This is a genomic window from Vibrio sp. 811 (assembly GCF_033339195.1).
The window spans coordinates 1-597 of record NZ_JAWOUB010000639.1 but is presented as its reverse complement, the minus strand read 5'-3'; the positions used below and the strand labels follow the sequence as shown (position 1 = coordinate 597).

Sequence of the window (597 nt, the reverse complement as noted above, 5' to 3'; positions counted from 1 at the left end):
CGTTGCATAAATGGGTCATTATTGTTTTAGGCGCTGACTATACCTTAAACAATTCCATCTAAACACCAACAAAAAGTAAGGTTATAAAATCATCAGTTATAGAACGACAGATTCAGGAAAGAAGAAAGCAGCACATTACATGCTGCTTTCACCATATTAATTAAAGATAAGATCCGAGTTTGGCTTTCTAAACGAGTCGATTCACTCGAGTAATATTCAGGCTGAAACTGGATGCACCTAAACAACCTATCGACAACTGACCTGTTGTCTTCAGCGGTAAATCTCGGGTGATGAAGTTTTTCATGCTGCCATCGCCCAGTCGATTGCCTGCCGCAATATGTTGATTTTCATGTCCATCCGACCATTGGCTGTCCAAACCAGCAGGTAAAAGTGACACGGTTGAAGAAGCTAAATCCGCCACACCAAATACCGCCTTCACCGCACCAGCACAATCTGAGCACTCAATGCCCTTCTCCATGATGTTTACCATGTCTTTCAGATCCGCACTGAAACTTTTTAAGTTTCTTAGGTAATCATCAAACAAAGCTCTCACCAGTAGCGTTGTCGCTACACCTCCATTTTCTTGGGAAGCAGAGT

General features: G+C 42.4%; 1 pseudogene. It reads right to left on the bottom strand.

Annotated elements, in window-relative coordinates:
* Positions 1-187: 187 nt before the first annotated feature.
* Positions 188-597, bottom strand: a pseudogene (locus R7Q46_RS28560) (two-component system response regulator); the annotation flags it as partial.